Consider the following 25,174-nt stretch of genomic DNA (forward strand, 5'->3'; position numbering starts at 1 on the left):
GTGAGGTCCATGATCTCGTGATAAGTGGCGTAAGCCTGGTACAGCTCCAGCATGGTGAATTCGGGGTTGTGCCGCGTGGACACGCCCTCGTTGCGGAAGTTGCGGTTGATCTCGTAGACGCGGTCGAAACCGCCCACCACCAGGCGCTTCAAATACAGCTCCGGCGCCACGCGCAGGTAAAGATCGATATCCAGTGCGTTGTGATGCGTGATGAAGGGACGCGCCGTCGCACCGCCGGGGATGATGTGCATCATCGGCGTTTCCACTTCCATGAAGCGGTATGGTTCGGCTTCGAGCCACTTGCGGATGTAGCCGATGATCTTCGAGCGCAGCATGAAGGCACGGCGCGCTTCTTCGGTGACGATCAAATCGACGTAGCGCTGACGATAGCGCTGCTCGACGTCGGCCAGGCCATGCCACTTGTCCGGCAGTGGACGCAGGCTCTTGGTGAGCAGGCGCAGCGTTTGCACTTTCACCGACAGCTCACCGGTCTTGGTGCGCATGAGCACACCTTCGGCGCCGACCAGGTCGCCGACGTCCCAGCCCTTGAATGCCTCGTACGTCGCCTCGCCCACCGTGCCCTGGTGAATGAACAGCTGGATACGGCCGGTGAAATCCTGCATCTGCACGAAGCTGACCTTGCCTTGCACGCGCTTGAGCACGATGCGGCCGGCGACTTTGACATGGCGCGCCAAGGCTTCGATGACTTCGGCGGTGTGCTGTTCCTTGTCTTCGAACTCAGTTTGCAAATCGCCAGCGAAGCTGTCGACCTTGAAGTCGTTCGGAAAGGCGATGCCCTGCTCGCGCAGCGTCTTCAGCTTTTCGCGGCGCTCGGCGATCAGCTTGTTTTCGTCGACGGGCAGGTTGTCAGTAGGTTCGCTCATGGAGATTCCATTGCTGCCGGCGCTCAAATCGAGTGCCAGGTGTTTCTTTAAAGGTCAAAGCCAGAGTGGATTTGTTCTGGAACAAGACGTGCGTCAATTGTCTTTGCCGAACGTACGTTTCACGGCATGTTTGGTGGCATCCCAACCTTCGCGCGTACCGTGCGCAACGCCGTGACCCACTTCCTTGGCGCCATGCCCGATGCCCTGGCCTGCCTCTTTGGCACCATGACCAATGGTTTTGGCGACATGTGCGGTGGCGTGACCAACGTCGCGCGCACCGTTGCCAATCGCATGTCCGGCGTCTTTGGCATCCTGCTTGACGGTCTGGTCAGCAGCGAGCGCTGCGTGACTGAAGAACGCGGCACCGGCACATGCAAAGAGAGCTGCATAGATCGTTTTGCGGTTCATGCAATGACTCCTCGATCGGTAATCAAGCATCGACGCGCTTGGCGCCAGCGTCCAGACCCGCCTTCAGGCTGGCCTCGATGAAATCGTCGAGATCGCCATCCAGCACCTTTTGCGTATCCGTGCGTTCCACGCCGGTGCGCAGATCCTTGATACGGCTCTGGTCCAGCACGTAGTTGCGGATCTGGCTGCCCCAGCCGATGTCGGACTTGGTTGCTTCCAGCGCATCCTTTTCGGCGTTGCGCTTTTGGATCTCCAGTTCGTACAGCTTGGCGGCCAGCATTTTCATGGCGCGGTCGCGGTTGGCGTGCTGGCTGCGTTCGGTCTGGCAGGCCACCACCACACCGCTGGGCACGTGGGTGATACGGACGGCCGATTCGGTTTTGTTGACGTGCTGACCACCGGCACCGGACGAACGGTACACGTCGGTTTTCAAATCGGCCGGGTTGATCTCGATGTCGATGTCGTCATCCACTTCCGGCGACACGAACACCGAGGTGAAGCTGGTGTGGCGGCGATTGTCGGAGTCGAACGGGCTCTTGCGCACCAGGCGGTGCACGCCGATTTCGGTTTTCAGCCAGCCATAGGCGTAGTCGCCTTCCACGCGGAAGGTAGCGGACTTGATGCCGGCCACGTCGCCGGCGCTGACTTCCATCAGCTCGGTTTTCCAGCCGCGCGATTCGCACCAGCGCAGGTACATGCGCAGCAGCATTTCGGCCCAGTCCTGCGCCTCGGTGCCACCGGCGCCGGCTTGGATGTCGACGAAAGCGTTGGCCGAGTCCATCTTGCCGGAGAACATGCGCTGGAATTCCAGCTTGCCCACTTCGGCGTCGAGCTTGCCGACGTCGGTCTGCACGGATTGCACGGTGGCTTCGTCGCCGTCGGCGGCGGCCATGTCCAGCAATTCGCCAGCATCGGCGAGGCCGGAGCTGATGCGGTCGATGCCGCTGACGATGGTGTCGAGACGGGCGCGTTCGCGGCCCAGTTCCTGTGCGCGGGGCGGATCGTCCCACACGGTGGGGCTTTCCAGTTCGCGGCTTACTTCTTCCAGACGCTCACGCTTGGCGTCGTAGTCAAAGATACCCCCTAAGCGACTCGATACGGGCCGTAAGGTCCGTGATCTGCGCAAGGATCGGATTGGTTTCGATCATGGTGTTGAACCCTGGAGGGATGGCGCCCGATGGGCGCGAGACAAACGGCAATGCTAGCAAACAGGGGGCAGAGGCGCCTAGGGACGAGCGTGGGTTGGGGTGCGAACCCCAACGGCAATGGCACTCACCGCACTTCGCTCGAATACGACGAAAAATCTCAAATCGTCACCCCGGCGAAAGCCGGGGCCTAGTGACTTTGGGCGCCCCAGAAAGTCACTGGGTCCCGGCTTTCGCCGGGACGACGAGTTCAACGTTTTCGCAGTGCGTAGGTTGGGGTGCGAATCCCAACCTTTTTATCCGCTGGCCTGGCGATGTTGGGGTTCGCACCCCAACCTACGGGGTTGCGAGCGCGTGCGTATGCACGTCGCGTACCGCACGTCCGGAGGGATCGGCCATCGCGGCAAACGCCGGATCCCACGCCAGTGCCGCAGGCGACGAACAGGCGATCGATTTGCCGCCCGGCACCGTCGCGGCGCAGGCCTCACCCGGGAAGAATTTCTCGAAGATGCGGCGATACAGATACGCCTCTTTCGTCGCCGGTGTGTTGAAGGGATAGCGCGAGGCAGCGGCAGCGAATTCGCGATCGCTGACCGCCTGCTCGGCGTGCGCTTTCAGGCCATCGATCCAGCCGTAGCCCACGCCGTCGCTGAACTGCTCCTTCTGCCGCCACAGGATCGATTCCGGCAAGGCACCGGCAAACGCTTCGCGCAGCACGGCTTTTTCGATGCGTCCCTTGCCCGCCATCTTGTATTGGGCATCCATGCTCATGGCCGTTTCCATGAATTCCAGATCCAGGAACGGCACGCGTGCTTCCACGCCCCAGGCCATCATCGACTTGTTGGCACGCAGGCAGTCGTAGCTGTGCAACGCGTCGAGCTTGCGCACGGTTTCTTCGTGGAAGGCTTCGGCCGAAGGCGCTTTGTGGAAATAGAGGTAACCGCCGAAGATCTCATCGGAGCCCTCGCCAGACAGCACCATCTTTACGCCCATGGCCTTGATGCGGCGCGCGAGCAAGTACATCGGCGTGGAAGCGCGAATGGTGGTGACGTCGTAGGTTTCGATGTGGCGAATCACTTCCGGCAGCGCATCCAGGCCTTCCCAGAAGTTGTAGACGAAACCGTGGTGCACGGTGCCGAGCGCATCGGCGACGACTTTTGCCGCAGCAAGATCGGGCGAGCCTTCCAGTCCGATGGCGAAGGAATGCAGGCGCGGCCACCAGGCTTCGCTGCGATCGTCATCCTCCACGCGTTCGCGTGCAAAGCGCGCGGCGCAGGCAGCGACCAGCGACGAATCCAGGCCGCCGGAAAGCAACACGCCATACGGCACGTCCGTCATCAACTGGCGGTGCACGGCTTGCTCGAAGGCCTGGCGCAGTTCGCCCGGGCCATGGCCCTTGGTGGCTTCGTAATCGCGCCACGGACGCTGGTAGTAACGCTGCAATTCGCCGGTGGTGCTGTCGTAAACGTGTCCGGGCGGAAACGGCGCAACGTCCGCGCATACGCCAACCAGCGCCTTCATTTCCGACGCCACCAGCAACCGGCCTTGCGCATCATGCCCCCAATACAGCGGACACACGCCGATGGGATCGCGTGCAATCAGGTAGCGCTTCGCATCGCCATCCCACAGGGCGAACGCAAAAATGCCGTTGAGCTTGTTGAGGAAATCCGCGCCCTGTTCGCGGTAGAGCGCGTTGATCACTTCGCAATCGGAGCCGGTGGTGAAGTCGTAGCTGCTGTGCGCGCGCAGCTCGCGGTGGTTGTAGATCTCGCCGTTCACCGCCAGCGCCAGGTGACCGTCGCGAGAACGCAGCGGCTGTGCGCCACTGGCCGGGTCGACGATGGCCAGGCGTTCGTGCACCAGGATCACGCCCGCATCCACGAATACCCCGCTCCAATCCGGTCCGCGATGGCGCTGTCGTTGCGACAACTCCAGGGCTAGCAGGCGTAGCGCAGCCAGGTCATCGCCTGGCTGAAGATCGAACATTCCGAAGATGGCGCACATGATGGGATTTCCTTAGGTTCGCTGGTTGGGTGAAACGCTAGAAAACGAAGTACTAGAAAACAAAAGGGCCCGCACTTTGGCGGGCCCTTTTGCGTGTATAGGTTTGTTGCTCCCGTCTACACGCCGGCCCGTCCGCGGTTGCGGTTATTGTTATTGGCGTTGTTATTCAGGCGTGTTGCAGCCACGGCAGCACGCGCCGCAAAGGCGGCGTGGTTGGCGAGGTGGCTGGCGAGAAAGGTGTGCATGGCGTCGACTAAAACACAAGTCCGTACCGCTCGCAACGGTTGCAGTTGTTACCTAAGCCACGAACCGCCCGGCTGTTCTGCCGGTTTTAGCCCAGCCAACGCCCGGCCTATATCGAGGACACCCAGCGCAGGGCCTCGTCGAGTTCCGCGTTCGTGAACAGCTTGAAATGCGTGGGCATGGCGAATCCGAACATGCTGGACATCACGCGCACCCAACCCACGTCGGTGACCAGCGCGGTGCGCTCCCAGCCGCTGATGTGGCGGAAACCAAGTTTCACGTCATCCCACATGGCGCCGGGCGCGAAGCCGGTGAAGTCGTCGCCGATGTGGATCACCAGGCGCAGCTTGCGATTCAGCGCGAAGGCCGCTTCGATGTCCGGCACCATCACGTTTTCATAGTCCTGCGCGGTGACGAGGCCGCGCATGCGGAAGCCGAGAATGCCTGCGGGCAGCGAAGGGAGTTGTTCGATCATGACGTCGCTCCTTGGTGCTTCGGCCGAGAGTGTTATCCAAGCGCGATTTGAGCCTTTGTACAAGTGAAGCGGCGTGAAATTCACTCAGGACGGAATGCAAACTCCAAGGCGAAGATCATGCCCTCCCCTGCTTGCAGGGGAGGGAGCCGATCACGGCAGCATCAAGATGCACGCTGTATGGGAGGCATTTTTGGTTACTCCCAACCTACGCAGGCTCCATATAGCGCAGCAAAAGCCGGGGCGACTCCCTGCCCTGCCAGTCATTGATGGTCAGCTCATAAGCGGCCCGCATCATGCTCGGCGGCGGCTTGCCTTCATAGGCATTGAACATCACCGCATCGTGCACCACGTCGTCGCGCGGATCGCGCAGGCTTAAGCGCAGGTGCCGCTCGCCCATCGGTTTCCAACTGAAGCATTCGAAGCGGTTTTCGAATACCGGCTCAGGAAACGCCTGCCCCCACGGGCCGGCATAACGCAGCATGCGCGCCATTTCCAACGTGAACATGCCGGCGGGCATTTCGCCGTCGGTGTAGAGAATGGCCTGCAGTTGTTCTTCGCTCAACCATTCGCGCGCGACCGCGTCGAAAGCTTCGGCGAAACGCGGGTAGTGCTGCGCAGGCAAGCTGAGCCCCGCCGCCATGGCGTGGCCACCGAAGCGTTCGATCAAGCCGGGGTGGCGTGCATCGACCACGGCCAGCGCATCGCGGATATGAAAACCGGCGATGGAACGCGCCGAACCGCGCAAATGATCGGGATCATCCTCGCCCGCCGGTGCAAAGGCGATCACGGGACGGTGCAGGCGCTCCTTCAATTTGGATGCGACCAGGCCGACGATGCCGGCATGCCAGCCTGGCTCGAACAGTGTGACGCCTACGCTTTGCACGTCCACGTTCGCAGCGGCGGCCACCATGATTTCCGCTTCCGCCACCATCGCCGCCTGCAGATCACGGCGTTCCTGATTGATGGAACTCAAGAGCTCCGCATAACGTCGCGCTTGCGCGGCATCGTCGGTGAGCAGGCATTCGACGCCAAGCCGCATATCTTCCAGCCGCCCCGCCGCATTCAAGCGCGGCCCGATGGCGTAGGCGAAATCGCTGGCACATAGCGAGACGGCGCTGCGTTGGCTGGCTTCGATCAAGGCCAGGATGCCTGCACAACCGCGGCGGCTGCGCAGGCGTTTCATGCCCGCTTCCACCAGCACGCGATTGTTGTAGTCCAGCGGCACCAGATCGGCGACAGTGCCCAGTGCCACCAGATCCAGCAGTACCGATAAATCGGGTTCCGCTTTCATCGCAAACCAGCTTTGTTCGCGCAGATGCGCACGCAAGGCCAGCAGCACGTAGAACATCACGCCGACGCCCGCCAGCGCCTTGCTGGGAAAACCATCGCCCTGCACGTTGGGATTGACGATGGCATCCGCCTCCGGCAGGTGGTCGCCCGGCAGATGATGATCGGTGACGATCACGCGCATGCCGCGCGCGTGTGCGGCAGCCACGCCGCCCATGCTCGCGATGCCGTTGTCGACGGTAACGATCAGCTGCGCGTGCGATGGCAGCGATGCCACCAGTTCCGGCGTCAGCCCATAGCCGTGAATAAAGCGATTGGGCACCACGTAGTCGACATGACGTGCACCAAGCATGCGCAAGCCGCGCACCGCCACCGCCGTGCCGGTCGCGCCGTCGCAATCGTAGTCACCGGCGATCATGATCGAGATGTCGTTGCGAATCGCCTCCGCCAGCAGCAGCACCGCCTGTTGCATGCCGCTTAAATGCTGCGGCGACAGCAGCCGGTTCAAGCGATGCTCGGCTTGTTCGGGGCTCAGCACACCGCGTGCGGCATAGATGCGTTGCAGTACCGGATGCACGGCATCGCCCCAGCCTGCCGGTTCACCCAGCAGCGGGCGACGCTTCAATACCTGCCGCATCACGGTTTGCTCCGCTGCCAGAAACGCAGGCGATGCCAGGGACGATGCAGCCAGCGCTCGCCGCTGGCGAAGGCAAACCGCAGCGGTTCGCGCTTGCCCAGTTGCTGCAACGTAGGCCACCACTCCGAGGCGATCACATCGACAGGCTGATCCTGCAAATCGATCAACCAACCAGCCTTGGCCGAGTCCAGCCGCGTGCGGCGCTGCACGGGAATGCCTGCGCGCTTGGCCAACGCCAGCAGCAACACGTCTTCACCGATCACGCCGCTTAGCGCCGTACTTACCTGCGCTGGCAACACACCGCCGCCCCAGAACCACAGGCTGTTGATCGGCGGCAATCCGCGTTCACGGCGCTGTGCGTTGAGCGGGTGTTGATGCAGCATGACTTGCACTTCGTTGAACAGCACACGCCAGCGGCGCGCTGCCTCGCCTTGAGGTAAATGCTCATAGAGGTCTTCGCCGAGCGCAGCTTCCGGTGCGGCGAAATCGGGCAACGTGCTTTGCGCCGGCAAGCGCAGATGCCAGCGTTGCGCGGAGGAGATTTCCAGCTTCATGCCTTCGTCGGCAAACACGGCTTGCAGCGGTTCGGCCAGTGCTTCGGCTTCGTCCATGCTCAACGGCAACTGGCCGCAGGCCATCAGGCGCGCGCCAGTCATATCCGGCTGCACCCAGGCCGGGTCGGCGCCGAGCCAACAGGCGTCACCGGCATCGCCGTGCAAGTATTCGCGCGTGAGCGCCGCTGCCGGCATGCCGGCGTCGCAATGAAAATAGGCGGCCAAACCGCCGAGGTAGCCCACCGCACCGCCGGGAAGACGATCCGCTCGCTGCAGCCAAGCGCGCAACGGATGTGCGTGGTCGAACCGCTGCCAGGCAGGCAGCCAGCATTCCAGGGTTTGCGGTACGGGGTCCGTCATGGCTCAGGCTTCGAGCAGCTCGTACAGCTCGAGCCATTCGGCTTCGAGCGTTTCTTTTTCTTTGCGCAATTCTGCCTGGCGCTGGCTGAGTTTCATCAGTTCGGCGGTGGGGCCGTTGTAGGTTTGCGGGTCGGCGAGTTTCTGTTCCAGCTTGCCCAGCTCGTCATCAATGGTCGCGACACGCGTTTCGATTTTCTTGACGCGCTGGCGCGAGGCCTTTTCGCTTTCGCGTTGCGCGGCGGCGGCTCGGCGGCGATCGGCGGCGGATTCGACCGGCTTGGCTTCTGTCTCTGTTTTCTTCGGCGCGGCGCCGCGTGCACGCAGCCAGCGGGCGTAATCGTCCAGGTCGCCGTCGAACGCTTCCACTTTGTGATCGGCCACGCGCCAGAAGCTGTCGCAGACCATGCCGAGCAGATGGCGATCGTGCGAGACGAGCACCAGTGCGCCATCAAAATCGGCCAGCGCATCGGCCAGCGCTTCGCGCATGTCGAGATCGAGATGGTTGGTCGGTTCGTCGAGCAGCAACAGGTTGGGTTTGTCCCAGGCGATCAACGCCAGCGCCAAGCGTGCGCGTTCGCCACCGGAAAACCCGTCGACGGATTCGAAGGCGCGATCGCCGGCGAAATTCCAGCCGCCGAGAAAGTCACGCAATACCTGTGCGCCTACGCCAGGCGCCTTGTCCTGCAGATGATCGAAAGGGCTGGCGCCTTCGCGCAGGCTTTCGACGGTGTGCTGGGCGAAGTAACCGATCTTCAGGTCCTTGTGCACCTTGCGCTCGCCGTGCAGCGCGGGCAACTCGCCAACCAGGGTTTTCACCAGGGTGGATTTACCCGCGCCGTTGGGGCCGAGCAGGCCGACGCGCTCGCCGGCTTCCAGCCGGAAACGCACGTCGCGAAGAATCACGGCGGGAGGCGTGCCGGCATATCCCGCCTCCACGTCTTCCAACTGCAGCATGGAATCCGGCAGGCGGTCCGGCACCGCGAACTGGAAACGAAACGGACGCTCCGCACGGATGGCTTCCGTGCCAGCCATTTTTTCCAGCCGTTTCATGCGCGACTGCGCCTGCTTGGCTTTGCTGGCCTTGGCCTTGAAGCGATCGATAAAGGATTGCAAGTGCGCGCGTTCGGCTTGCTCACGCTCGTGCGCGATCTGCTGCAGGCGCAATTGCTCGGCGCGTTGGCGCTCGAAGGCGCTGTAGTTGCCGGCGTAGAGCTTGGCCCTGCCCTCGTTGAGATGCAGGGTGTGGGTGATCACGCCGTCGAGGAATTCGCGATCGTGCGAGATCACCAGCAAGGTGCCCTGGTAGCGGCGAAGCCATTCTTCCAGCCACAGCACGGCATCGAGGTCCAAGTGGTTGGTGGGCTCGTCGAGCAGCAGCAGGTCGGATGGCGCCATCAGGGCGCGGGCCAGGTTCAGGCGAACGCGCCAGCCGCCGGAAAACTCCTGCACCGCACGCTCATGCGTCTCCGGGCTGAAGCCGAGGCCATGCAACAGGCGGCCGGCGCGGGCGCGCGCGTCATAGCCATGCAGTTCTTCAATGCGGTGATGGGCGCGGGCCATCGCTTCCATGTCACCGCGTGCCTGGGCATCGGCTTCCTCGCGCATGGCGGCGGCCAGTTCGACGTCGCCGCCCATCACGTAGTCGATGGCAGGATCGGGCAAGGCCGGCGTTTCCTGCGCCACGGAAGCCAGGCGCAGCCTGGCCGGCATGTCCAGCTCGCCCGCATCGGCTTCGAGGTGCCCCTGCAACGCGGCAAACAGGCTGGACTTGCCGCAGCCGTTGCGGCCCACCACGCCCAGGCGCCAACCGCTCTGGATGACGAGGTCGATATCGGAAAGCAGCAACCGGCTGCCGCGGCGCAGGGCGAAGTGGCGGAACGCAATCATGGGGAGGTCTGGCTAAGCCGGGCGTCGCGCCCGAAGCCGCACATGATAACGGTCAGCGGCGCCCAGGTTCATGCAGATCGGCGCTCCATCACATCTGCCGGTTTTGCTCGTGGCGTGTCTTCAACGGTTCTGCTACAACAGCGCGGCAACGCTTTGTGCGGAGAGGGGAATCATGTTCAAGCACCGTCACACCCTGCCCTTGCTGGCAGCCATGGCCCTTGGCGCCGGGCTGGCCGCGTCGCAGGCTGCCCATGCCCAGGAAACGCTCACCCAGCGCGTGCAGGAAGAGAAAACCATGCACCTGCCGGCCCGCGGCATGAGCATGGCGCAGGTGGAGAAACAGTACGGCGCACCGCTGCGCAAGCTGTCGCCGCGCGGCGGGGATTCGGCACATCATCCGACCATCAACCGCTGGGAGTACTCGAATTTCATCGTGTACTTCGAGAAAAGCCACGTGATTCATGCAGTGTTGAATACGCCGGCGGGAAATAACCGGAATCCAGCGGCGGTGAATTAACCCGCTCGTCATTCCGGCGAAGGCCGGAATCCAGTTTTAAATACGTCGTGCGAAGCACACATAACACTTCGTTATGCTGAGTGCTTCGCACGTCATGTTTGTACTGGATTCCGGCCTTCGCCGGAATGACGGGGAGGCAAGATTGGGCCATCTCAGTACAAGCCTCCTCGCGCAACTATCGGCGGCATCGTAAACTTCCACACTTGCCAGCCTGGCCAGCCGCCAGGCGCTTCCTCTTAGCGCGAGTGTCGTCCCCATGACCGATTCCACCTTGCGCCTGCCGGCCGAATGGGAGCCGCAGGCCGCCGTGCTGATTGCCTGGCCGCATGACGGCACCGACTGGGCCGAGCGGCTCGAACAAGTGGAATCCACCTATGTCGCGCTGGCCGCGGCAGTTACGCGTTTCCAATCGCTGATCATCGTGGTGGCCGATGCCGCGTTGCGCGCGCACGCCACGGCGAAGCTGCAAGTGGCGCATGCGGATCTGTCGCGCATCCGCTTCGTGGAGCTGCCCTACGACGATACCTGGTTGCGCGATTCCGGCCCGATCACCTTGCGCGGCGACAACCAACACTTCCAGCTCACCGATTTCCGCTTCACCGGCTGGGGCGGCAAGTTCGGTGCGGAGCAGGATGATGCGTTGATCGCTGGATTGGTGCAGGCCGGCGTGTTCGGTTCGGCCGAGCATCAACGCATCGATTGGGCGCTGGAAGGCGGCGGTATCGAAAGCGATGGCGTCGGCACCATTCTCACCACGTGGCGCTGCCTTACGCAGCGGCATCCGGAGCAATCGCGCGAGGAGATGAGCAACATCCTGCGCGACAGCCTGCACGCCAAGCGCGTGCTGTGGCTCGATTACGGTTATCTGGAAGGTGACGACACCGACGCGCACATCGATACGCTGGCGCGCTTTGCGCCGGGCGATCGCATTGTTTATCAGGCTTGCGACGATACCAGCGACGTACACCACGCCGAATTGCAGCGCATGGGCGAAGAACTGGCCGCGCTGCGCACGCCGGATGGCAAACCCTACACGCTGTATCCGTTGCCCTGGGCCGAGCCGATCCTCGATGACGGTCGCCGGTTGGCCGCGTCTTACGCGAACTACCTGATCGTCAACGGCGCGGTGCTGGTGCCGGCTTATGGTGATGCGGCCGACAACGAAGCCGCGCGCATCATCGGCGAAGCGCATCCTGGCCGTGTGGTGGTGCAGGTTCCCTGCCGTCCGTTGATCTGGCAAAACGGCAGCTTGCATTGCATCACCATGCAATTGCCGGCGGGGTTGCTGGGCTGATCCAGCACGCCGCATGAGCGTCGCGCTGCTCAACTTCTATGCCAGGCGCCGGCAGCGCATGGCTGCGGTGCCGTTCGGCGATTTCATCGTGGCGCGCATCCGTGCCGGGCAGAAACGGCTGGCGGATGGCATGCGGCGCGAAGCTGTCGACGTGGGCCACTATCTGGTGGTCACGCCCGGCATGCTGCTGAATGTGGAAAACCTGCCAGCCAGCGACGGGCCATATCGCTCCAGTTGCGTGGCGGTGTCGCGCGAACTGCTGCTGGAAAAGCAATGGTCAGCGGATACCGCGCCGGTCACCTGGGCGGTATTGCCGTCCTCTCCGGCCTTGGATCAGTCCTTTGCGCATGTGGAACTCGGCTTGCAGCAGCCATTGCCGCAAGCAGTACTGGTGCATCGCGTGCGTGAATTGCTGGAAGCGCTCGACTTGAGCGGCTTTCGCCCCGTGCCGACGCAAGCGCCCGCGATGGCCGAGCGCGTACGCATACTGCTGGCCGAGACACCGAACAAAGCGTGGCAGGCCGAAGAAATGGCTGCGCAACTGGCGATGAGCGTGGCGACCTTGCGCCGCAAGCTGGCCGCCGAGAACACGAGTTTTCGTGCCGTGCTGGAAGAAGTGCGCCTGGCCCGCGCGCTTACCTTGATCCAGACCACATCGCAGCCGCTCAAGCGTATTGCCGAGGATTGCGGCTATCTCTCGCCTTCACGTTTTGCGACGCGATTTCGCATGCGTTTCGGCACGCTGCCTTCCGAATTGCGTGAGTGACAGGCGCTGACCGACATCACACCTTAAAAGTTCTCGGTTAGCCCCCGCCTTGGGCAGAAGGACTCACCGGAAGAGCACTGTTTCCAAATCACTCGCCACGCGCATTCTCCAAGGCATGCTGCGCACGACCGTGAACGTGGGCAGCGATATGGTGGCCGCCACCGTGGTGGATGCGCAGGTGAGCAAGGTAGAGGCGACTGGCGTTGAAGAAAGCATGAGCGTTTCGGGCGATTGATTGCGCGTGGCGTGGCAGGTCGGCGGGGGATGCCTGCGTATCCTGCCGCCATCCACCCACACGAGTGCTTGCCCATGCTCCGTACGTTTGCTGTCTTGTTTGCCTTGAGTGCCACCGTTGTCCATGCAGGGAATTTTTCCTTGCGTGTCGAGGCCGCCGACGCCGCCGGCCATATTGCCCCGAAGTACACCTTCAACGGCTTCGGCTGCAGCGGGCAGAACCTTGCTCCCGCCATGCAATGGCAAGGACAGCCAGTAGGCACGCGCAGCTTCGCGATGACGGTGTACGACCCCGATGCGCCCACTGGCAGCGGCTGGTGGCACTGGGTGGTGATCAATCTGCCCGCGTCGACCCATTCGTTACCGGAAGGCGGTGCCTTGCCCACCGGCGCGCGCGGCGTACACAACGACTTCGGCACCACCACCTGGGGCGGCCCTTGTCCGCCGGTGGGCGACAAGCCGCATCACTATGTCTTCACCGTGTATGCGCTGGACGTGCCGCAGTTGGATATTCCTGACGGCGCCAGCGCTGCGCTGGCGGGTTTCATGGTGCACGGCCATGTGCTGGGCAAGGCGCAGCAGACACTGACGTACGGGCGATAGCGTTCCATCGCACTCTGGTATTGCGCACATTCGCCTACACTATGCGTTTCTCGCCGCCAAGCGACCAGGAAACACCCCATGACCCGCAAGACCCTGAAGGTCGCGCTGCTGCAGGAAACGCACCGCGGCAGCCGCGACGCCAATCTCGACGCCATCGAAGCTGGACTGCGCGAAGCCGCCGCGGCCGGCGCCGAACTTGTGCTGCTGCAGGAGCTGCACAACGGCCCGTATTTCTGCCAGCACGAATCGGTCAACGAGTTCGACAATGCCGAGAGCATTCCCGGCCATAGCACCGCGCGCATCGGCAAGCTGGCCGAGGAATTGAAGCTGGTGGTGGTGTCATCGCTGTTCGAAAAGCGCGCCGCCGGGCTGTATCACAACACCGCGGTGGTCTTCGATCGCTCCGCGGCGATCGCCGGCAAGTACCGCAAGATGCACATTCCGGACGACCCGGCGTTCTATGAGAAGTTTTATTTCACGCCGGGCGACCTGGGCTTTGAGTCGATCGACACCTCGGTAGGCCGCCTTGGCGTGCTGGTGTGCTGGGATCAGTGGTATCCGGAAGCCGCGCGCCTGATGGCGCTTGCCGGCGCCGAATTGCTGCTCTATCCCACTGCGATCGGCTGGGACCCCAACGACGCGCAAGACGAAAAGGACCGCCAGCGCGAAGCGTGGATCACCGTGCAGCGCGGTCACGCGGTGGCGAACGGTATTCCCTTGCTGGCCTGCAACCGCACCGGCTTCGAACCTGATCCGGCCGGCGTGGGTGCGGGCATCCAGTTCTGGGGCAACAGCTTTGTGGCCGGACCGCAAGGTGAGTTCCTGGCCCAGGCCTGTTCCGACAAGCGCGAATTGCTGATCGTCGAGATCGACATGGCGCGCAGCGAACACGTGCGGCGCATCTGGCCGTTCCTGCGCGATCGCCGGATTGATGCGTACGGCGATCTATTGAAGCGCTTCCGCGATTGATTTGCAGGTTGGGGGGCGAACCCCAACATCGCCATGCAAGGTGACGCAGGAATGTTGGGGGTCGCACCCCAACCTACCGTCCGGTGAAATTCGCCTGCGACAGCGGCCAAATCCTCATCTTTTCAAAGACAAGCTTGCACTGGGCACCCTGAATCTCCATGCTGGGTGCCCCCTCTCACCTGCATCACCCCGCATGAGCGTCCCCGAAACCCACCTGCCCACCAAGCCTGACCTCAGCGGCCAGCCGATCGAGCGCGTGCAGCGCGATGGGGTGGAGTATGTGGTGCTGGGCACGGCACACGTGTCACGCGCCAGCGTCGACGCGGTGAAGGCGCTGCTGGCGAGCGAGTCGTTCGATGCCATCGCAGTGGAATTGTGCGAAAGCCGTGCGCAGGGCATGCGCGATCCGGAAGCCTTCAAGCAAATGGACTTGTTCCGCGTGATCCGCGAAGGCAAGGCCGGCATGGTGGCGGCGAGCCTGGTGTTGTCCACGTTCCAGAAACGTCTCGCCGATCAGTACGGCATCCAGCCCGGCGCCGAAATGAAGGCGGCGATGGATGGCGCGGCCGAACTCAACGTGCCGCTATGGCTGGTCGATCGCGAAGTGGGCACTACGCTCAAGCGTGCCTGGCATAGCGTGGGTTTCTGGCAGCGCTTCGGCCTGCTCGGCGGCATGCTGGCCAGCGTGTTCGAGCGCGAGACGATCGACGAGAAGGAAATCGAGAAGCTCAAGCAAGGCGACATGCTGGAAAGCGCCTTCAGCGAATTTGCCAACGAATCGGCGCCGCTATATCGCAGCCTGATCGCCGAACGCGATGCATACATGGCCGCGCGTCTGCGCGAGGAAGCCGGACGTTCGGTCACCGCCAACCCGTGCAAGGTACTGGTGGTGATCGGCGCGGGGCATCTAAAAGGCCTGTGCGAACACTTGCGCATCCAGCAGGCCGACCCCAGCGACACCGTGGCCGAGCTGGCCAAAACGCCACCCAAGGCGAAGTGGCCGAAATGGCTTGCAGTAGGCCTTGTGCTATTGGTGTTTGCGGCAATCGGCTATGCCTTCCATCGCAACACGGCGCTGGGTGCACAAGCCTTGCGCGACTGGGTGCTGTTTACCGGCGGCTTCTCGGCGATCGGCGCGCTGCTGGCGCGTGCGCATCCGTTGAGCATCATCGCCGCTTTCATTGCCGGACCGATCAAGCCGTTCCGCCCAGGCATTCCATCCGGCGGCATCAGCGCGATGGTGGAGGCGTGGGTACGCCGGCCGCGCGTGGCGGATTTCGAAAGCCTGCGCGATGACATCGTGCACTGGAGCGGCTGGTGGACCAACCGCGTGGCGCGCACGCTGCTCAACTTCTTCCTGGTTTGCCTTGGAACCATCGTCGGCGAGTACACCGCGGGCATCCACATTCTCAAGAACCTGTTCTGATTGGCGGGGATGCGCGGCTTTTTGTCGCGACCCGTGCGCCTGCATCGCCCATTGTGACGGCTCCGGAGCAGCCTCTATACTCGGCCGAGTACGTTGCACGCATCCGCTGGAACCTTGGGGATCCTTTTGATGATTCGATTGCAATTGTTTGGCCTGGCCGCCATCACTGCAGCTGTTCTGCTTTGTTCCAGCTCCGCCCATGCCACGGGCGACAAGAAAAACGGCCGTACCCTCGTCTATACCTGCAATGGTTGCCATGGCGTTCCCGGCACCAACAACGCGTACCCGCAATATCCGGTGCCGAAGATCGTGGGGCAGAACGAGCAGTACCTGATCAGCGCGCTGCATGAATACAAGTCGGGCGATCGCACGCATCCGACCATGATGGCGCAGGCGCAGAGCCTCTCCGATCAGGAGATCGAGGACATTGCCGCGTATCTTTCCAGCATTGCCAACAAGTAACAGCTCAAGGATTCCATCTGCATGAAACGCACGCTCACGCTGCTCTCGTTCGGTATGGCTCTTGCGCTGGTGTCGGCACCGCTGCTGGCTGGCGGTGATGCGGCAAACGGCAAATCCAAGGCAGCCGCTTGTTTTGCCTGCCATGGTGCGGACGGCAACGCTGTCGATCCGCAGTATCCGCGGCTGGCCGGCCAGTACTTTGGCTACATCCAGCAGGCCCTGCACGAATACAAGGATGGCCGCCGCAACAACCCGATCATGAAGGGTTTCACGGCGACGCTATCGGATCAGGATATCGACGACATCGCTACGTATTACTCAACGTTGCCGACGAGGATGGATACGTTGAAGGGGCACGTGCAGGGCGATTGATCCGCCCTTCGTAGGTTGGGGTGCGAACCCCGACATCATGGTGTCCACATAGATGGCAATGTTGGGGTTTGCACCCCAACCTACGTCAGCCCATCGCAGACTGGCCTTCCTTCTTGCTGTAGTACGGATTGGCGCCACCTTTGTGATCCGTCGCATCGCGTACCGCGGTGATTTCCGGCACGCGCTCGCGTAGTGTTTTTTCCACGCCGTGCTTGAGCGTGACATCGACCATGCCGCAGCCATGGCAACCGCCGCCGAATTGCAGCACCACCACGCCATCGGCATCTACTTCCAACAAGCTCACGCGTCCGCCGTGCGCGGCAATGCGCGGATTCACTTCGGCTTCGAGCACGTAGCGCACACGCTCAACCAGCCCTGCATCCGTACCCGGCAGTTGACCCTTGATCTTCGGCGCCCTGATGTTCAACTGGCCACCGGTCTGGCCCGGCTCGTAATCGATGGTGGCGTTTTCCAGCCAGGATGCACTGTCGCCTTCGATGTAGAAGTTGAAGCCCTGGCACTCCACCGTCCACTCGCCGCCGGTGAGCTCCTGCGGCTCGCAGAATTCCAGTTCGCAATCGGCAGCAGGTGTGCCCGGTGAGGTGACGCGCAGGCGAATGCCCAGGCCATCGATGCCTTGCTGGGCGAGTAAGCGCAGGAAATGCTGCTGCGCGCGTTCGGAAATTTCGATCATGCCTGCTCCGGAACCACTAGATGCTGCGTAGGCTGGGATGACAATCCCAGCATCTGAAATCCGCCAGAGCGCCGGGATTGCCATTCCAGCCTGCTCTTGAGCGATACAGCACTATTTTAGTCCTGTTTCGCGCGAATGTTCGCTTTCGTCGTTTTCGCGTACAGTTCCCGCGCTTGAGCACACGACGGAGATCGCCATGACTGCCCAACCGCTATCCGCCCAGCACTGCCAGCCGCGCAAAGGCAAGGAGCATGCGCTGGACGAAGCAGCCGTCGCTGCGTTACTGCCGCTGGTGCCTGGCTGGAAACTCGGTGCGGAGAGCGACGCGCTCGTGAAGGACTTCCGCTTCGATAACTTCCATCACACGCTGGGTTTTATCAATGCCGTAGGCTTCATGGCCAATCATGAAGATCACCACCCGGATATCGAGGCCGGCTACGGGCATTGCAAGCTGCGCTGGTCCACGCATGACGTGGGTGGTCTGTCGTTGAACGATTTCATCTGCGCCGCGCGCGTCGACGCTCTGCTCGAGCGTTGAGCGCCACCGGGCGGCTTCCAGCGGTGTTGATCTGCGCCGGCTACGTGCTGGTCGCGCTGGTGGTCTGCCTTGCGCTTGGTCGGTTGGCGGCGACGATGACCGCCACACAATTGCTGGATCAGGCGCAACAGCAACTCGCACGGGTAGAAGCCAGCCAGCCGCTATGGCAGTGGCATCTGCGCAAATCGCGCGATGTGGTGGCAGGCCGCGCGTTCGGCAACGCCACGGTGATGCAGGACGACGACGCACTGCGCATCACCAGCAAAGACGGCACACCGTTTGATCTGGGTTTGCCGATCGCGTGGTCGCTCGATCTGAAGCATTGGCCGATCCTGCAGTTGCAGTTGCAGAGCAACGCGCCGGGCGAGCTCGGCCTGGTATGGCAAGGCAGCGGCCAGGCACCGGCTTGCCTGGCACCGGTAGCCGAGATGCTTACACCTCATATAAGCAGCGTGCGTATCGACTTGCGCGCATTAGGCTGGCGCGGCGCCGAACCCGGCGCATGTGCGGTGCCAGGCATCGCGCAGATGCTTCGCCTGCGCATCCAGATACCTAGCCACGCAAGCGTGCGCATCGCTTCGGCGGCCTTGCTTACCACCGAGCCGATGCCGCGCCTGCAAGACGTTGCGGTCGACGTGCCCAAAGGCGCCACGCAACAAGACTTCAACCGCCTCACTGCGACCGCGCAAAACTGGTCGATGCCGCTGTTCCGCCTGCCTGAAGGCAGCAGCGCCGAAGCCATGCTGTGGCTCCGCAACCAGCTTCGCGATCGCTGGCCTGCCGCCTTGATCGTTCCGGCCGGCGAGACGCCACACGCCGAACGGATGGCGCGCCGTTCGCCAGCATGGCCCTGGAGTGCCTGCCTCCTTTACCTCGCCGTACTGCTCTGGTTGGTGTTGCGCCCCATCCAAGGTCCACTGCGCCCGTGGATCGACATCGCCGGCTGCCTGCTCGGTCCCTTGTGGCTCATCATGGGCCTGCACTGGGGCCTACGCCCTACTCCGTTGGGCGTGGCGGCTTTCGGCGGTGGGCTCGTTTATGCGTTGGCAATCGAGCGTCGGCATTTACAGCGGCTATGGCGCTGGCCTGAGGCGGGTCGCCATGGGTTGTGGCCGCTGGCGACGCTGCCGGCCGCAGTGCTACTTATTCTTATTTATGGGCACGCGCTACGCCCCCTGCTGCTGGGCCACGTCGTTGCCTATTTCGCCTGGGCCTGGCTGCAGCAATGGCTGATGCTGATCGTGCTGCTGCGCCGCTTCGAGCAGATCCTGCCTCGACCGAGCTGGGCCATCGTGCCGGTGGCGCTGGTGTTTGCGTTGTTGCATACCCCCAACGGCACGCTGATGCAGCTGTGCTTTGTCGGTGAGCTATGGTGGGCGTGGTGCTTCATGCGTTCGCGCAGCGTATTGCCGATCGCGCTGGCCCACGCGGTCTGCGCGTTGCTGGTGGAGTCGGGACTGGCGGGCGGGACGCTGCTGCGCTCGCTCGAAGTGAGCGCGCGCTTCTTTCTTTAGGTTGGGGTGCGAACCCCAACATCGCCATGTACATGCATCCCGATGTTGGGGTTCGCACCCCAACCTACGGTCTGCGCGCGCTTTTTCCCTTGGTGCCGATCGCATCCAACACGGCCTTCAAGTCATCAGGCAGGGGCGCGGAAAAACCATAGGCGCGCCCGTCCAACTCGAACGACAGGTTCGAGGCGTGCAGAAACAACCGGTGCAATCCCTTCTCACGGAAGCGCTTGTTCGCTTCCTTGTCGCCGTACTTGGTATCGCCGGCCAGCGGATGGCCGATGTGCGCGGCGTGCACGCGGATCTGGTGCGTGCGGCCGGTGCCCAGGGTGGCCTGCATCAGGCGCGCGCCGGTGTATTGCTCCATCTCCCGGAAGAAGGTGAGCGACGGCTTGCCATCGTCCGCCACCCGCACCATCCGCTCGCCGCCCTGTAGCACGAACTTCTTGAGCGGTGCGTTCACGTCGAACTTGGCCTTCTGCGGGTGTCCCACCATCAGGCACAGGTACTGCTTGGTGACTTCGCCAGCCCGGATGGCGGCCTGCAGACCGGTGAGCCCGGCGCGGGTGCGGGCGAACACCAGCACGCCGCTGGTATCACGGTCCAGGCGATGGACCAGTTCGAGGTGATCCTTGGGCCGAGCCTGCCGCAGCAGCTCGATCGCCCCGAAGCTCACCCCGCTGCCGCCGTGACTGGCCATGCCGGACGGCTTGTCGATGACCAGGAAATGCTTGTCCTCGAAGATCACCGTGTCGGCGACTGCAGTGAGGGCCGCCTGGGGCGCGCCCTCTTCGGGCGGGCGTTCGGCCACCCGCACTGGCGGGATGCGCAGGATATCGCCCTGGCTGAGACGCGTATCCGGCTTGGCGCGCTTGCCGTTCACGCGCACCTGGCCGGTCCGCAGCAGCCGGTAAATCATGCTCTTGGGCACCCCCTTGAGCAGGGTCACGAGGGCGTTGTCGATGCGCTGACCGTCCCGCTCCGGACCGATCTCTACTTGACGCACCCCTTGAGGTACATCGGGGGAAGTTGCCGTCTGCATTGAAAAAAACCTGGGTTGAGAGGATACTCGCACAGCGCTCAGCCCGGTCCACCGACATCCCGTTGGGACCCGGGCGCCCGCCTGTTACGCCGGCGAGGTTTGCTCCGGTCGGCCGTCTTGGCAGCCGGTTGCAAACACCCATTCATCGTAACGGTTCGGGTAGCCGCTTGTCCGGTTTTGTTGACCTGATGCTGCGGCGTGCGTGCATAGAATCATCCCGGTATCGGGAACGTTACCGTTATTTTGCCGCTTTACCGCAGCGGCGCGATCCCCGGAACGGCCGCCACACCAGGCGCCACCGCGGCGCGCGACGCGCGGCCAAGCCAAGGAATCACACACAATGAAAAGAATGTTGATCAACGCGACTCAGCGTGAAGAGTTGCGTGTGGCCATCGTCGATGGCCAGACCCTTTACGATCTTGATATTGAAATCCCTTCCCGCGAGCAGAAAAAAGCCAACATCTACAAAGGCCGCATCACTCGCGTCGAACCCTCCCTCGAAGCCTGCTTTGTCGACTACGGCGCCGAACGCCACGGCTTCCTTCCGCTGAAAGAAATCGCCCGCGAGTACTTCACGCCGGGCCTCGATCCCTACAAATCCAACATCCGTGACCTCCTCAAGGAAGGCCACGAGGTGGTCGTGCAGGTGGAGAAAGAGGAGCGCGGCAACAAGGGCGCCGCCCTCACCACCTTCATCAGCCTGGCCGGCCGCTACATGGTGCTGATGCCGAACAACCCGAAGGCGGGTGGCGTCTCGCGCCGCATCGAGGGTGAAGACAGGCAGGCGCTGAAAGAAGCGCTGGAACATCTGACCGTCCCCGACGAGATGGGCCTGATCGTGCGCACCGCCGGCATGGGCCGCGACGCCGAAGAGCTGCAATGGGACCTGGATTACCTGCTGGCCACCTGGAAAGCCATTTCCCAGGCCGCCAATGCCCAGAAGGCGCCGTTCCTGATCTACCAGGAATCGAAGCTGTTCATCCGCGCCCTGCGCGACTATCTGCGCAACGACATCGGCGAGATCCTGATCGACGAGGAATCCCTCTATCAGGACGCACGCGACTTCATGCAGCAGGTGATGCCCAACGCCCTGCGCAAGCTGAAGTTGTACAAGGACGACACGCCGCTGTTCTCGCGCTACCAGATCGAAACGCAGATCGAGAGCGCGTTCGACCGCACGGTGCGCCTGCCTTCCGGCGGCTCGATCGTGATCGACCAGACCGAAGCGCTGACCGCCATCGACATCAACTCCTCCAAGGCCACCAAGGGTGGCGATATCGAGGAGACGGCGTTCAACACCAACCTGGAAGCGGCCACCGAGATCGCCCGCCAACTGCGCATCCGCGACGCTGGCGGCCTCATCGTGATCGACTTCATCGACATGGACAGCCCCAAGCATCAGCGGGAAGTCGAGGAACGCCTGAAGGATGCCGCCAAGCTCGACCGCGCACGCATCCAGATCGGCCGCATTTCGCGCTTCGGCCTGCTTGAGTTGTCGCGTCAGCGCCTGCGTCCGTCGCTGGGCGAAGCCACCCAGATCGTCTGTCCGCGCTGCGAAGGCCACGGCCATATCCGCAGCGTGGAATCGCTGTCGCTGTCCACGCTGCGCCTGATCGAAGAGCACGCGATGAAGGACAACACCGGCCAGGTGCTGGTGCAGGCCCCGCAAAGCGTGGCCAACTACATGCTCAACGAAAAGCGCGCCAGCGTGGTCGAGATCGAACTGCGCAACAAGGTGCACGTGGTGATCGTGGCGGACGAGAAGCTTGAGACGCCGCACATCGAGATCCAGCGCATCCGCGAAGCGGACATGGGCGAGCACAGCAAGCCCAGCTACGAGCGCCTTACTGCTGAAGAAGCCAACGTAGTGCGCAAGATGGGCCAGATGCTGGGCAGCAGCGAACAGCCGGCGGTAAGCGGCATCGTGCCGAGCAGTCCGGCCCCGCTACGCGAAGAAGAGCCCGTCACGGCGCCGGCTGCTCCGGTAGCCAAGCCGCGTCAGCCAGTCGCCGCGCCGTCGCCGGCCCCGGCTGCATCGCAGGGTGGCTTCCTCTCCAAGCTGTTCGGCTTGTTCCGCGGCAACGACGCCGCTGCGCCGGCCCCTACCCCGGCTCCCGTGGCTGCGCCCCCGCAAGCCGCGCGCGGCAACCGGCAGCAGGACAATCGCCGTAACGAGCAACGCACTCGCGGCGAAGGTCAGCAGCGCCAGAACCAGCAGCAGCGCGAAGCCCGCGGCGGTGCGCAGCAGCAAGGCAAGAACCAGAATCAGCAGCGCCAGCGCCAAGAGCAGCCAGGGCGCCAGCAGCAAGGCAAGCAAGAACAACAGCGCCAGCCCAAGCCCGCACAGACCGGCGAAGCGGCTGTCACTGAACAGCGCAACAAGCAACAGAACGCTGAAGCCAACAAGCCAGCCCCGCAGGAACGCCAGCCGCGCCAACCGCAGGCCGAGCGTCAACCGCCGCAGCAACAACCCGCCAATCCGCCCGCCGCCAAGCCGGTAGAAGCGCCAAAGCCAGCGGCGGAAGCCGTCGTGGCAGTTGCCGCGGCAACCGAAAACAACGCTGCCGCAGGCGAAGCGTCGGCCGAGGGTACCGGTCAGTCGCGCCGCCGCCGCGGCCGTCGCGGTGGCCGTCGTCGTCGTCGTCATGAAGGTGGCGTTGCGGGTACGGGGCAGAACGAGCAGGCCAACGCGCTGGATCTGGACGACGAGGATCGTGATGACCTCGAAGCGTCCGAGCTGGAAGCCGACACGGCACCCGCTGAAAAGGCCGCCCCTGTCGCCACGCATGTCACGGCTGCACCGACCCCTGCATCTGCGCCGGCAGTGGACGTTGCGCACACCACACCGCTTACCGAGAACCATGCACCGGTGACGGTGAAGGAAGCGGTTGCCGAGGTGGAATCGATCAGGGTAACGGCGGTCGAGCCGCAGGCTGCTACCGCGACGGCCGAAGACAGCCACGCCCCCGCGCCGCTGATCATTGCGCCGGCACCGGTGCCGTCATCGTTCAACTTGCCGGTGCTTCCGCCCATTCCGGTGCGCGAAGCGCCGGTAGAAACAGAAGCACCTGCGGCGATCGAAGAAACCGTTCCGCAGCCGCGCGAAGAAGTGACGGTAACGCAAGCCGACGTGGTCACGGTGTCGGTGCCGCACGGCGTGGAACCGGCCATCAACGAAACCAGCGTGGCCGCCGAATCGATCGTTATCGCCGAAACCAAGCACGCAGACGAACCCGTGCTGATCGAGCCCGTGGCCGCCCCCGCTCCCTCAGAACCGGTCGTAGTGACGCCAGCACCGCTGGTCCATCAGCCCGAGCAAGGTGACCTGCTCTCTGCACCGTTGCACCACTCGACACCGGCCGAGCCAACGCATGGCCACAACGAGCATATCGATGAGACGAAGGAATCGTCGTCCGACGAAGAGCAGCTTCCAACCGGTCATCAACGCGACAATCGACTTTCCTGACGCGCCATCGCCGACGGTAGCCGTAAAGCAAAAGGGCCGGACGTGATGTCCGGCCCTTTTGCTTGCCATGTCGAAAAACGTGCGGAAGCTCGTTCCTCAGTTTCCAACCTGGTTGTTGTGCGTATCCAACAGCCCGTGCACGGTCATCAGATGTGCCAGGCTGATCACATGATCGACCTGCAGCTTCTCCATCAGACGTTGCTTGTAGGTTGAAACCGTTTTGGGACTGAGATTCAGTTGCTCGCCAATGGCGGTGAGCGCCTTGCCGCGCACCAGCATCATGGCCACTTCCAGCTCACGGCTGGACAAAGCGTCGAACGGCGAACCTTCGCCATCCAGTGTGGCCAGCGCCAACTGCTGCGCTACCGCCGGCGCCAGATAGCGACGGCCGCCAGCCACCTGCCGCACGGCATTGAGCAGTTCCTCCGCCGCACAGCTCTTGGTGAGATAGCCATGCGCGCCGGCGTCCAGCAGACGCTTCGGGAAGCGGGCATCCTCCACCACTGTCACCACGATCACGTGCGTGGGCAGATTCGCCCGCACGATGCGCTCGGTCAGCTCAATGCCGCTCATGCCTGGCATGTGGACATCGACCAGCGCGATATGCGGCTTGCTGGCCCGGATCAGCCTCAGCCCGTCCTCGGCGGTGGCCGCTTCGCCGCAAACACGGATATCCGGCTGCTGCAAAATCATTCTGAAGCCGGTTCTTACCAGCTCGTGGTCATCTACCAGTACAACGTCGATCATCTAGCGCCCTCCTTGGTTAGGAACTGTGCCTTCGCAAAGTAGGCAGGTCTCTGACACATTGCAAGTCGATAACCCCGCGTTCCGAAAGGAATTTCCATCTTGAGCCAACTCCCACATTCAAGGTAGGAAATTACCTACATACATGTCCTAATTTTGGTGCCATGATTAGCGAAATAGCTGTCGTAAGTCACGCGTTCCACCCCCTGCCGGAGTGCATCGATGGTGATCTACTCGCTCAGACAGTCGCCTGATGGAGATTGGAGCATACGAAGGGACTCGGCCACGCTGTTCAGTCAGCTGCGCCTTGGTCCCGCTATTCAACTGGCGCGCGAAGCTGCCCGCGACGAGCACAATCGCTCGGGCCGCAGCACCTGCGTGGAAATGCCAGGCCCCGCATCCACCATCCGCCTCGCGCAATACGCGCGTCCGGGACAACCGCTGGAAAGCGCCGTGGCCTGACCGATTCACATCAAAGCGGAGTCGATTGCTCCGCCTGCGCAAACTGCATGTTACGATCGCGCGCCTGCAGCCGGTCATTCTGCACCCCTTCCCGCCCGGATGGCGAAACAGGTAGACGCAAGGGACTTAAAATCCCTCGACCGCAAGGTTGTGCCGGTTCGATTCCGGCTCCGGGCACCAGCGCTTTCAA

The 25,174-nt window shown here is 63.0% G+C and carries 24 protein-coding genes and 1 tRNA gene; 13 read left to right on the top strand and 12 right to left on the bottom strand.

Features of this window, described 5'->3' with window-relative positions:
- From VJR68_RS20230 to VJR68_RS20270, 9 genes are all read right to left on the bottom strand, one after another.
- Positions 1–884 (bottom strand): amino acid--tRNA ligase-related protein (locus VJR68_RS20230; RefSeq protein WP_324150572.1); only part of this gene is annotated, 884 nt, incomplete at its 3' end.
- A gap of 93 nt (positions 885–977) precedes the next feature.
- Complete coding sequence (locus VJR68_RS20235) at positions 978–1,292, bottom strand: hypothetical protein (protein ID WP_324150573.1); 315 nt, start codon at positions 1,290–1,292, stop codon at positions 978–980.
- 22 nt (positions 1,293–1,314) lie between these two features.
- Positions 1,315–2,440, bottom strand: a protein-coding gene (gene prfB, locus VJR68_RS20240; protein ID WP_324150575.1) for a peptide chain release factor 2 whose coding sequence is annotated in 2 segments (ribosomal slippage) — positions 1,315–2,364 and positions 2,366–2,440 — 1,125 coding nt in all. Because the reading frame shifts where the segments join, the coding sequence is not laid out codon by codon here.
- Positions 2,441–2,773: 333 nt separating this feature from the next.
- Entirely contained in the window at positions 2,774–4,441 is a 1,668-nt protein-coding gene (gene asnB / locus VJR68_RS20245) for an asparagine synthase B (RefSeq protein ID WP_324150576.1), read from the bottom strand.
- A 116-nt stretch (positions 4,442–4,557) separates the two neighbouring features.
- Positions 4,558–4,686, bottom strand: coding sequence for a hypothetical protein (locus VJR68_RS20250; RefSeq protein ID WP_324150577.1), 129 nt, complete (start codon positions 4,684–4,686; stop codon positions 4,558–4,560).
- 107 nt (positions 4,687–4,793) lie between these two features.
- Entirely contained in the window at positions 4,794–5,159 is a 366-nt protein-coding gene (locus VJR68_RS20255) for an STAS/SEC14 domain-containing protein (protein ID WP_324150579.1), read from the bottom strand.
- A 205-nt stretch (positions 5,160–5,364) separates the two neighbouring features.
- A complete protein-coding gene (gene recJ, locus VJR68_RS20260; protein ID WP_324150632.1) occupies positions 5,365–7,083 on the bottom strand; it encodes a single-stranded-DNA-specific exonuclease RecJ in 1,719 nt (572 codons plus the stop codon).
- Entirely contained in the window at positions 7,083–7,997 is a 915-nt protein-coding gene (locus tag VJR68_RS20265) for a phosphoglycerate mutase (protein ID WP_324150580.1), read from the bottom strand. The genes recJ and VJR68_RS20265 overlap by 1 nt, the downstream gene beginning before the upstream one ends.
- Positions 7,998–8,000: 3 nt before the next feature.
- Positions 8,001–9,884, bottom strand: a complete 1,884-nt coding sequence (locus VJR68_RS20270; protein WP_324150581.1) for an ABC-F family ATP-binding cassette domain-containing protein — start codon at positions 9,882–9,884, stop codon at positions 8,001–8,003.
- A gap of 172 nt (positions 9,885–10,056) precedes the next feature.
- Between VJR68_RS20270 and VJR68_RS20275 the strand changes: the two genes are divergently transcribed.
- From VJR68_RS20275 to VJR68_RS20310, 8 genes are all read left to right on the top strand, one after another.
- The gene (locus VJR68_RS20275; protein WP_324150634.1) at positions 10,057–10,401 is read left to right on the top strand and encodes a hypothetical protein; all 345 of its coding nucleotides are present in this window, start codon (positions 10,057–10,059) and stop codon (positions 10,399–10,401) included.
- 256 nt (positions 10,402–10,657) lie between these two features.
- Positions 10,658–11,695, top strand: a complete 1,038-nt coding sequence (locus VJR68_RS20280; protein ID WP_324150583.1) for an agmatine deiminase family protein — start codon at positions 10,658–10,660, stop codon at positions 11,693–11,695.
- Between the two features lie 13 nt (positions 11,696–11,708).
- Positions 11,709–12,461, top strand: a complete 753-nt coding sequence (locus VJR68_RS20285) for a helix-turn-helix transcriptional regulator (protein ID WP_324150584.1) — start codon at positions 11,709–11,711, stop codon at positions 12,459–12,461.
- 309 nt (positions 12,462–12,770) lie between these two features.
- Entirely contained in the window at positions 12,771–13,298 is a 528-nt protein-coding gene (locus VJR68_RS20290) for a YbhB/YbcL family Raf kinase inhibitor-like protein (RefSeq protein WP_324150586.1), read from the top strand.
- Positions 13,299–13,376: 78 nt separating this feature from the next.
- Positions 13,377–14,267 carry a carbon-nitrogen hydrolase gene (locus VJR68_RS20295; RefSeq protein WP_324150587.1) on the top strand — a complete coding sequence of 297 codons (891 nt, stop codon included), beginning with the start codon at positions 13,377–13,379 and terminating at the stop codon, positions 14,265–14,267.
- A 193-nt stretch (positions 14,268–14,460) separates the two neighbouring features.
- A complete protein-coding gene (locus VJR68_RS20300) occupies positions 14,461–15,693 on the top strand; it encodes a TraB/GumN family protein (protein WP_324150588.1) in 1,233 nt (410 codons plus the stop codon).
- A 129-nt stretch (positions 15,694–15,822) separates the two neighbouring features.
- On the top strand, positions 15,823–16,155 hold the full coding sequence (locus VJR68_RS20305; RefSeq protein WP_324150590.1) for a cytochrome c: 333 nt from the start codon (positions 15,823–15,825) through the stop codon (positions 16,153–16,155).
- Positions 16,156–16,176: 21 nt separating this feature from the next.
- Positions 16,177–16,527, top strand: coding sequence for a cytochrome c (locus tag VJR68_RS20310; protein WP_324150591.1), 351 nt, complete (start codon positions 16,177–16,179; stop codon positions 16,525–16,527).
- A gap of 85 nt (positions 16,528–16,612) precedes the next feature.
- On the opposite strand, the gene VJR68_RS20315 is transcribed toward VJR68_RS20310, so the two are convergent.
- On the bottom strand, positions 16,613–17,221 hold the full coding sequence (locus VJR68_RS20315) for an NfuA family Fe-S biogenesis protein (RefSeq protein WP_324150592.1): 609 nt from the start codon (positions 17,219–17,221) through the stop codon (positions 16,613–16,615).
- Positions 17,222–17,417: 196 nt separating this feature from the next.
- Between VJR68_RS20315 and VJR68_RS20320 the strand changes: the two genes are divergently transcribed.
- Both VJR68_RS20320 and VJR68_RS20325 read left to right on the top strand, forming a co-directional pair.
- Positions 17,418–17,759, top strand: coding sequence for a 4a-hydroxytetrahydrobiopterin dehydratase (locus VJR68_RS20320; RefSeq protein ID WP_324150594.1), 342 nt, complete (start codon positions 17,418–17,420; stop codon positions 17,757–17,759).
- Positions 17,756–19,273: a CPBP family intramembrane glutamic endopeptidase gene (locus VJR68_RS20325; RefSeq protein WP_324150595.1), complete on the top strand. Its 1,518-nt coding sequence runs from the start codon at positions 17,756–17,758 to the stop codon at positions 19,271–19,273. Before VJR68_RS20320 ends, VJR68_RS20325 begins: the two co-directional genes overlap by 4 nt.
- Positions 19,274–19,337: 64 nt before the next feature.
- Here VJR68_RS20325 and VJR68_RS20330 read toward each other — a convergent pair whose 3' ends face one another.
- Positions 19,338–20,312 (bottom strand): RluA family pseudouridine synthase, encoded by a 975-nt coding sequence (locus VJR68_RS20330; protein ID WP_324150597.1) that lies wholly within the window; start codon positions 20,310–20,312, stop codon positions 19,338–19,340.
- A gap of 340 nt (positions 20,313–20,652) precedes the next feature.
- Here VJR68_RS20330 and rne point away from each other — a divergent pair, with 340 nt between their 5' ends.
- Positions 20,653–23,778: a ribonuclease E gene (gene rne / locus VJR68_RS20335; RefSeq protein WP_324150598.1), complete on the top strand. Its 3,126-nt coding sequence runs from the start codon at positions 20,653–20,655 to the stop codon at positions 23,776–23,778.
- A 96-nt stretch (positions 23,779–23,874) separates the two neighbouring features.
- Here rne and VJR68_RS20340 read toward each other — a convergent pair whose 3' ends face one another.
- Entirely contained in the window at positions 23,875–24,525 is a 651-nt protein-coding gene (locus VJR68_RS20340; protein WP_324150600.1) for a response regulator, read from the bottom strand.
- 219 nt (positions 24,526–24,744) lie between these two features.
- Here VJR68_RS20340 and VJR68_RS20345 point away from each other — a divergent pair, with 219 nt between their 5' ends.
- Positions 24,745–24,984, top strand: coding sequence for a hypothetical protein (locus VJR68_RS20345; RefSeq protein WP_188792283.1), 240 nt, complete (start codon positions 24,745–24,747; stop codon positions 24,982–24,984).
- 93 nt (positions 24,985–25,077) lie between these two features.
- A tRNA-Leu gene (locus VJR68_RS20350) sits at positions 25,078–25,164 on the top strand.
- Positions 25,165–25,174: the final 10 nt, after the last annotated feature.

The sequence above is a fragment of the Dyella sp. genome (assembly GCF_035277725.1).
In the GTDB taxonomy this organism is placed as follows: domain Bacteria; phylum Pseudomonadota; class Gammaproteobacteria; order Xanthomonadales; family Rhodanobacteraceae; genus Dyella_B.

What these genes read in the sequence shown, in the direction of transcription:
- VJR68_RS20290 (WP_324150586.1), top strand. Translation starts at nt 12,771, where the DNA reads ATGCTCCGTACGTTTGCTGTCTTGTTTGCCTTGAGTGCCACCGTTGTC.
- recJ (WP_324150632.1), bottom strand. Translation starts at nt 7,083, where the DNA reads ATGCGGCAGGTATTGAAGCGTCGCCCGCTGCTGGGTGAACCGGCAGGC.
- VJR68_RS20295 (WP_324150587.1), top strand. Translation starts at nt 13,377, where the DNA reads ATGACCCGCAAGACCCTGAAGGTCGCGCTGCTGCAGGAAACGCACCGC.
- VJR68_RS20340 (WP_324150600.1), bottom strand. Translation starts at nt 24,525, where the DNA reads ATGATCGACGTTGTACTGGTAGATGACCACGAGCTGGTAAGAACCGGC.
- asnB (WP_324150576.1), bottom strand. Translation starts at nt 4,441, where the DNA reads ATGTGCGCCATCTTCGGAATGTTCGATCTTCAGCCAGGCGATGACCTG.
- VJR68_RS20275 (WP_324150634.1), top strand. Translation starts at nt 10,057, where the DNA reads ATGTTCAAGCACCGTCACACCCTGCCCTTGCTGGCAGCCATGGCCCTT.
- VJR68_RS20315 (WP_324150592.1), bottom strand. Translation starts at nt 17,221, where the DNA reads ATGATCGAAATTTCCGAACGCGCGCAGCAGCATTTCCTGCGCTTACTC.
- VJR68_RS20320 (WP_324150594.1), top strand. Translation starts at nt 17,418, where the DNA reads ATGACTGCCCAACCGCTATCCGCCCAGCACTGCCAGCCGCGCAAAGGC.
- rne (WP_324150598.1), top strand. Translation starts at nt 20,653, where the DNA reads ATGAAAAGAATGTTGATCAACGCGACTCAGCGTGAAGAGTTGCGTGTG.
- VJR68_RS20235 (WP_324150573.1), bottom strand. Translation starts at nt 1,292, where the DNA reads ATGAACCGCAAAACGATCTATGCAGCTCTCTTTGCATGTGCCGGTGCC.
- VJR68_RS20305 (WP_324150590.1), top strand. Translation starts at nt 15,823, where the DNA reads ATGATTCGATTGCAATTGTTTGGCCTGGCCGCCATCACTGCAGCTGTT.
- VJR68_RS20330 (WP_324150597.1), bottom strand. Translation starts at nt 20,312, where the DNA reads ATGCAGACGGCAACTTCCCCCGATGTACCTCAAGGGGTGCGTCAAGTA.
- VJR68_RS20270 (WP_324150581.1), bottom strand. Translation starts at nt 9,884, where the DNA reads ATGATTGCGTTCCGCCACTTCGCCCTGCGCCGCGGCAGCCGGTTGCTG.
- VJR68_RS20255 (WP_324150579.1), bottom strand. Translation starts at nt 5,159, where the DNA reads ATGATCGAACAACTCCCTTCGCTGCCCGCAGGCATTCTCGGCTTCCGC.
- VJR68_RS20300 (WP_324150588.1), top strand. Translation starts at nt 14,461, where the DNA reads ATGAGCGTCCCCGAAACCCACCTGCCCACCAAGCCTGACCTCAGCGGC.
- VJR68_RS20345 (WP_188792283.1), top strand. Translation starts at nt 24,745, where the DNA reads ATGGTGATCTACTCGCTCAGACAGTCGCCTGATGGAGATTGGAGCATA.
- VJR68_RS20265 (WP_324150580.1), bottom strand. Translation starts at nt 7,997, where the DNA reads ATGACGGACCCCGTACCGCAAACCCTGGAATGCTGGCTGCCTGCCTGG.
- VJR68_RS20250 (WP_324150577.1), bottom strand. Translation starts at nt 4,686, where the DNA reads ATGCACACCTTTCTCGCCAGCCACCTCGCCAACCACGCCGCCTTTGCG.
- VJR68_RS20285 (WP_324150584.1), top strand. Translation starts at nt 11,709, where the DNA reads ATGAGCGTCGCGCTGCTCAACTTCTATGCCAGGCGCCGGCAGCGCATG.
- VJR68_RS20310 (WP_324150591.1), top strand. Translation starts at nt 16,177, where the DNA reads ATGAAACGCACGCTCACGCTGCTCTCGTTCGGTATGGCTCTTGCGCTG.
- VJR68_RS20280 (WP_324150583.1), top strand. Translation starts at nt 10,658, where the DNA reads ATGACCGATTCCACCTTGCGCCTGCCGGCCGAATGGGAGCCGCAGGCC.